The organism is Pauljensenia sp. C0254C2 (assembly GCF_056583835.1).
Window position 1 is genome coordinate 82,225 of the sequence record NZ_JBWPJO010000010.1, and the last position, 6,136, is coordinate 88,360.

6 protein-coding genes and 1 pseudogene are annotated in these 6,136 nt (G+C 60.3%); 3 read left to right on the plus strand and 4 right to left on the minus strand.

Annotated features, from left to right (window positions below; genetic code table 11):
• Nucleotides 1–100 precede the first annotated feature (100 nt).
• Together AC1DA5_RS08225 and AC1DA5_RS08230 are read left to right on the plus strand one after the other, a co-directional pair.
• Nucleotides 101–1,480 carry a PspC domain-containing protein gene (locus tag AC1DA5_RS08225; protein WP_070726235.1) on the plus strand — a complete coding sequence of 460 codons (1,380 nt, stop codon included), beginning with the start codon at nucleotides 101–103 and terminating at the stop codon, nucleotides 1,478–1,480.
• A gap of 10 nt (nucleotides 1,481–1,490) precedes the next feature.
• Nucleotides 1,491–1,793, plus strand: a complete 303-nt coding sequence (locus AC1DA5_RS08230; protein WP_480289850.1) for a hypothetical protein — start codon at nucleotides 1,491–1,493, stop codon at nucleotides 1,791–1,793.
• 13 nt (nucleotides 1,794–1,806) lie between these two features.
• Here the strand turns inward: AC1DA5_RS08230 and metG are convergent, their stop codons facing one another.
• Nucleotides 1,807–3,612, minus strand: a complete 1,806-nt coding sequence (metG, locus tag AC1DA5_RS08235; protein ID WP_480289851.1) for a methionine--tRNA ligase — start codon at nucleotides 3,610–3,612, stop codon at nucleotides 1,807–1,809.
• A gap of 57 nt (nucleotides 3,613–3,669) precedes the next feature.
• Nucleotides 3,670–4,119 (minus strand): annotated as a pseudogene (locus AC1DA5_RS08240) (aldo/keto reductase); the annotation flags it as partial.
• 91 nt (nucleotides 4,120–4,210) lie between these two features.
• On the opposite strand from AC1DA5_RS08240, the gene AC1DA5_RS08245 reads away from it, so the two are divergent.
• On the plus strand, nucleotides 4,211–4,789 hold the full coding sequence (locus AC1DA5_RS08245) for an isochorismatase family protein (RefSeq protein ID WP_058236218.1): 579 nt from the start codon (nucleotides 4,211–4,213) through the stop codon (nucleotides 4,787–4,789).
• 20 nt (nucleotides 4,790–4,809) lie between these two features.
• On the opposite strand, the gene rsmI is transcribed toward AC1DA5_RS08245, so the two are convergent.
• Together rsmI and AC1DA5_RS08255 are read right to left on the minus strand one after the other, a co-directional pair.
• Nucleotides 4,810–5,655: a 16S rRNA (cytidine(1402)-2'-O)-methyltransferase gene (rsmI, locus tag AC1DA5_RS08250; protein WP_058236219.1), complete on the minus strand. Its 846-nt coding sequence runs from the start codon at nucleotides 5,653–5,655 to the stop codon at nucleotides 4,810–4,812.
• A 43-nt stretch (nucleotides 5,656–5,698) separates the two neighbouring features.
• Entirely contained in the window at nucleotides 5,699–5,911 is a 213-nt protein-coding gene (locus AC1DA5_RS08255) for an Rv0909 family putative TA system antitoxin (protein WP_058236220.1), read from the minus strand.
• Nucleotides 5,912–6,136: the final 225 nt, after the last annotated feature.

Here is a 6,136-nt window from a genome sequence, read left to right on the forward strand (position 1 = left end):
ATCAAAACCGCTCCGGACCGTGATTCTCAGCTTCTTTTCAGGGGGGAATCAGGGCTCTCCCCGATGGATGTGAACGACTCAGTCTGCCACAGTAGTTTTCATGAGTTATTCAGCAGGCACACCCTTCACCGATCCCGGGTCCTCATCGTTTTTCGATTCCATCCGTCGGTCAGGCTGGTTTCGCGGTGAGGATCGCCTGGTCGGAGGCGTATGCGCCGGCATGTCTGCGCGCACTGGCTGGAATCTGGCATTCGTGCGAGCAATGGCGATTGTTCTGGGATTGCTGTGTTCCGTTTTCATCTTGCCTGCCTATGGACTGGCGTGGGCTTTCCTGCCTGAGTACCGCGACGGCCGTATTCACTGTGAACAGCTGATCCGATTCGGCACATTCGATGTGGGGTTTGCGGGCGCACTGGTGACAACTCTGGTCGGACTGGCTTCCAGTGCTGCAGTGCCGTGGATCTACCCACTCGTCATTCTTGGCGCGATCATCCTGACCATTATGGCGATTGCCGGTGCGGTGCAGTACACGCGTAACCATCAGAAAGGCGCGCTACCACATGTGCCACCATCCAGCTATGTCCCCGCCAGCGCGCCTCGGCCTGTGAGTGCGCCAACACCATCTCCTGCCACCGGCACGCCGAACAATCCGTGGACGGTGCCACCTGCGCAGCGACCGGCCTCGCCCTCTGTGCCGATGCCGGCGAACCTGGCCATTACCGGCCTCATTGTCCTTGCTCTTGCAGCAGCGTGCGCGTTGGTCGTTCAGGAAGGTCTGGGCGGCGTGGATGCGGTACGCGTGTTCGTGGTTCTGACAGCGAGCGTTCTCGTGGGGCTCGGCATAGTCCTTGCGTTCACGGCTTTTCGAGGGCGTCGCGCGCCATGGCTGATCTGCCTGTCCGTTCTTGTGGCAGTATGCTCTCCACTTGTGCTGGCTGTGGGCTACTCCGAATACGAGCAGGAGCAATACCTGCAGACCCTGGAGAGCGAAGAACCGGGTATGGCAGAGGCAGACACGGCCGTGACATACGACTGGACTGCGACGCAGTTATCGGACACCGGTTCATTCACTCTGGATCTTTCGCAGGCACCGGCAGATGTGCTCAAAACGATCCGTCTGGACGATATTGGTGGCGATGTGACGATCATGATGCGTCAAAATCAGCCGGTGGGGTTTCATCTGTACAGCTCAGTCGGTCTGATCCGCTCGGACTACTGGCTGGATGCACAAGGAGGCCGGGTGTCCAGCCCATGGATTCCGGAAGTGCAGTTCGTGTCAGAGGAACTGGCATTCCGCAATGATTTTTGGTCTCCTCAGCACGGGATCAACCTGGAAATCACCAATGTGTACGGCAGCGTCACCATCATCGAGTCTGCGCCTGCAGATATCTCCGGTGACACGATCCAGAGCGGCGACCTGTCTCAAAGCGGCGCACAGTCAGGAGACACTGCTCAATCATCTTCACGCAGCAATGGATAAGGATGCAGCAATGAGCGACGAATCAACACCAGAGAACACCGACACTGAGGCGCTGCCCGACAGCGCGGACTGGCGCTCTGCCGAGCAAGGCGAAAATCCTGCGGCACCCGCGTTGCCGCCCCCGCCACCTCCATCCGTCAACGTTGGGCAGCTCATCTGGGCGGCAATTATCATCATGACAGGAGTCCTCGTGTTCATCGTGGGAGTTCATTCCACGGTCAACATGTCAATCCTGCTCATCGGATCACTGATCCTGCTGGGCCTGGGACTGATCGTCGCGGCAGTAGTCACGGCACGTAAAGAGGGCCGCTAGCTACGCGGCACTGTCAGACCTGAGCCCGCTCCAGCTCCTCGTCGACAATGGCGTCGTCAAGCTTACGGAAGACGGGCGCGGGTTTGGCGATCGGACGGCCGACCTCAATATCATGGCGCTTCCACTCAGGAACATGCGTGTAGTCGCCGGTCAGAATCGGGTAGCGTCGCGGTGAGCCATCCTCGTTCGTCACGTCCAGATCTTCAACCTCATCGATGCGCGGCATGGGGGCGATGGTGCCCTCGCCGCCCATCACGGTGTCCACGTCGTTGGCTGAGTGCGGCAGGAACGGGCTGAGCATAATGTTCAGGTCGCTCACCACCTGCGCCAGTGTCCACAAGATTGTTGCCAGACGAGGGCGCTCTTCCTCAGCTTTCAACTTGAACGGCGCCTGATCAGTCACGTACTTGTTCGCCAGGCCGACCAGGTGCATTGCCTGGCCCAGCGCGGCTTTTTGATGGTGCGTGCGGATCAGGGAGCCGACCTCATCAAAGCCGGCTTCAACTGCGTCCAGCAATGCGCGATCATCGTCGGTGAGCTCACCGGGCTGCGGGATTTCGCCGAAGCGCTTGTGGATCATCGATGCGGTGCGGTTGACCAGGTTGCCCCACCCTGCCACCAGCTCCGAATTGGTTCGGCGCACGAACTCCGTCCACGTGAAGTCCGCGTCGGATGTTTCCGGGCCGGCCGCGCTGATGAAATAACGCAGCGCGTCAGGCTGGTAGCGGCTGAGCATGTCTCGCACGTAGATGACAATGCCGCGTGAGGAGGCAAACTTCTTGCCTTCCATGGTGAGGAACTCAGACGAGACCACTTCTGTGGGCAGGTTCAAATGCCCGAGGTCACCCGGCTCGCCACCCTTCGCACCTTCACCGTTGTATCCGAGCAGTTCAGCCGGCCAGATCTGCGAGTGGAAGACAATGTTGTCCTTGCCCATGAAGTAGTAGGACAGCGCTTCCGGGTCGTTCCACCATTTGCGCCACGCGTCAGGATCGCCGCTTCGACGCGCCCACTCGATCGATGCGGACAGGTAGCCGACGACCGCGTCAAACCAGACGTACAGGCGCTTGGAGGGCTGGTCTTCCCACCCTGGGACCGGGATTCCCCAGTCAATGTCGCGAGTCATGGCACGCGGCCGGATTTCCTTGAGGAAGTTCTGAGAGAACTTGATGACGTTCGGACGCCACGTGCCGGACTCTTCACGCTCATCCAGCCACTTCGACAACGCAGCAGCCAGTGAGGGCAAGTCGAGGAAGTAGTGGTCAGTGGAGACGAACTCGGGTGTCTCACCGTTAATGCGTGAATGCGGGTTGATCAGATCTGTCGGGTCAAGCTGGTTGCCGCAGTTGTCGCACTGGTCGCCGCGCGCTCCCTCGGCCCCACACAGTGGGCACGTGCCCTCGATGTAACGGTCCGGCAAGGTGCGTCCCGTCGAGGGAGAGATTGCGCCTCGCGTGGTTTCCACCAGCATGTAGCCGTTGTCTCGGACAACCTCGAACATGGCGCGCACAACGTTGTAGTGATTACCGGTGGTGGTGCGCGTAAACAGGTCGTAGGACAGGCCCAGTGCCTGCAGGTCTTCGACAATCAGGCGGTTATTGCGGTCGGCAAGTTCGCGGGCGGTGACGTGTTCCTGGTCAGCCGCCACCAGGATCGGTGTGCCGTGCTCGTCCGTTCCCGACACCATCAGGACGTCGTGCCCCGCCATTCGCATATAGCGGGAGAACACGTCAGAGGGAACACCGAAACCAGCAACATGACCAATGTGGCGCGGCCCGTTAGCGTAGGGCCACGCGACGGCAGACAGAATACGACTCATACCCTTAGCCTAGACTGATTTTCCGCCTGTGAGGAACGGGCCGGGGCCGGTCGTGACCTAAAGCCCATCCGACAGGCGCGTCAGTTCGTCAATCTCCTCCTGGCTCAACTCCACGGAGCTGGCCTGCATGATGCCTTCGAGCTGCCCGAGGTTACGTGCCGAGGCGAGCGGTGCAGCAATGGTGGGCTGCGCGATCAGCCAGGCGAGGACGACAGCAGCCGGTGCCACATCCTTATCGCGGGCAATGCGCGTCACCGCGTCAACCACGTCGAACGCCTGAGCGGACACGTACGGAGCCACCATTCCGGCTCGGTCGCCTTCCAGCTTGTCGCCGCGGTGATACTTACCGGTCAGGAAACCGGAAGCCAGCGAGAAATAAGGGAAGACACCCAGGTTCCATTCGCGCGCAATGTCAAGGCGCTCTGATTCAAATTCGGCTCGGTGTACGACATTGAAGTGCGGCTGCAGGGCGATCGGCATGTGGTAGCCATGTTCGCGCGCGCTTCGTGCCTGTCGGTTCGCACTTTCGCTGCCGTACCTCTACAGTTGAGACCAACCCACAAAGGTGTGCATATGCACCGAATCATGAGGAGGAACCGTGTCCCGCGCGCTCATCATCGTCGATGTCCAACCGACATTCTGCGAAGGCGGTGAACTCGGAGTCGAGGGCGGCAACGCGGTTGCGCAGCGTATCGCCGTTTTTGTGAGCAGCCACCCGGATACGTACGACCTCATTGCGACCACCCAGGACTGGCACATTGACCCAGGTGCGCATTTTTCCGACGAGCCGGATTTCGTCGACTCGTGGCCGCCTCACGGTGTTGCCGGCACACCGAATGCGGAAGTCCACCAGGCACTCAGTGATGTTCCCGTCGACATTGCCGTCAAGAAGGGCCAGTACGAGGCTGCTTATTCAGGGTTCGAGGGTGTCGCAGACGATGGCACCACCCTGGCCGACGCACTTCACCACGCGGGGATCACTGACGTGGATGTGGTGGGACTGGCTGAGTCTCATTGCGTGTGCGATACGGCAATCGATGCGGTTCGTGAGCAGTTCACGGTTCGCGTGTTTTCAGATTTGACGGCGCCGGTGAGCGAAGAGCTTGGTGTCAAGGCTCGTGAACGCATGAACGAGGAGGGCGTGCAGCAGCTCGCATCCACTGCTGCGACGTTCTAGCCGCGCCGCCGCACAGCCTCCTACCGAGCTTTCAGCGCTTCCCGGTACAGGTCATTGCGGCGCGCACCCGTTGCTTGCGCGACCTGAGCGGCAGCGTCTTTCAGGCGCATACCTTCGTCAACAAGGGCAAGGACGGCCTGCACATGGTCCCGTGCGTTCACGCTCTGAGTGGCGCCTTGAACGACAATGGTGATCTCACCGAGCACGTCGCCCTGCGTAGCGTCGACCAGTTCCGCCAGGGTTCCGCGCATGATTTCTTCGTGCACTTTGGTCAGCTCTCGGCACACGACCGCGCGCCTGGCGCCACCGAAGTGCTCAGACATCAACGACAGCGTGGCATGAACCCGGCGCGGTGATTCGAAGAAAATCAGAGTATGCGGGTCGCGTGCCAGTTCCTTGAGTGTGCGCTCAGCTTCACCCTGTTTGCGTGGCAGGAATCCTTCAAAAGCGAAGCGGTCTGATGGCAGACCCGACACAGCGAGGGCCGTTACTGGAGCGGAAGGGCCTGGCAGGGCGGTGACGCGTACTCCCTCGTCAATAGCTCCGTGAACGATGCGATAGCCCGGATCGGAGACTGTCGGCATGCCGGCATCGGAGACGACGAGGATGCGTGCACCTGATTTTGCCTGGCTGATGAGTGCGCCCGCGCGCTCGCCCTCGTTGTGGTCGTGGAGGGCGAGGATGGATCCTGCAATGTGGACACCGAGGCGCGAGGCCAATGCACGGACTCGGCGCGTGTCTTCGGCGGCAACGACATCTGCCTGCTGGAGGGCTGCGCACAGCCGAGGCGACGCGTCGTTGACATCGCCGATCGGTGTTGCGGCCACAATAATGCACGAAGCTGGTAGGGACTGGTTCTCATTCACGAGACCATTCTGCCCTACCAGCTCGAATTATGACATGAAGTTCTTACTTGGCTTCTGCCTGGGGATCCTCGGCGCCAGCTTCGTCTTTGTGACCGATCTTGCTGGAGATCGCGTCGCGCGCTGAGTCGATCTTATCGTCGTACTTGTGGTCGGTGGCGTTCTTGGCTGATTCCGACACGTTGTTCAGCACATCGTCTGCCTTGCCGGAGTTCTGCACCGCGTCGGTCGCCTTGTTCTTCAGATCGTCAAAGTTCATGTCTGTCTCCATTCGTTGTCGGTGGCCTTAATGCCGATCTCATAATAGCTATTCGCCGCGGCGTATGTGATGTGAAACATGAAATGCTGGTTGACTGGGTATCCGGTCGGTCAGCCCCGCTGGGTGTGCGGGCTTGCGTGTGCGCGTAAAAAAGGGGGGGTGGGGTACGTGCCTGTCTCCAGGCCTGTACCCCACCCCCAACTCACGGTTGATTGCGGCAGTGTC

Coding starts and splice junctions, on each gene's coding strand:
- AC1DA5_RS08255 (WP_058236220.1), bottom strand. CDS start 5,911: ATGAACTTTGACGATCTGAAGAACAAGGCGACCGACGCGGTGCAGAAC.
- metG (WP_480289851.1), bottom strand. CDS start 3,612: ATGAGTCGTATTCTGTCTGCCGTCGCGTGGCCCTACGCTAACGGGCCG.
- AC1DA5_RS08230 (WP_480289850.1), top strand. CDS start 1,491: ATGAGCGACGAATCAACACCAGAGAACACCGACACTGAGGCGCTGCCC.
- AC1DA5_RS08225 (WP_070726235.1), top strand. CDS start 101: ATGAGTTATTCAGCAGGCACACCCTTCACCGATCCCGGGTCCTCATCG.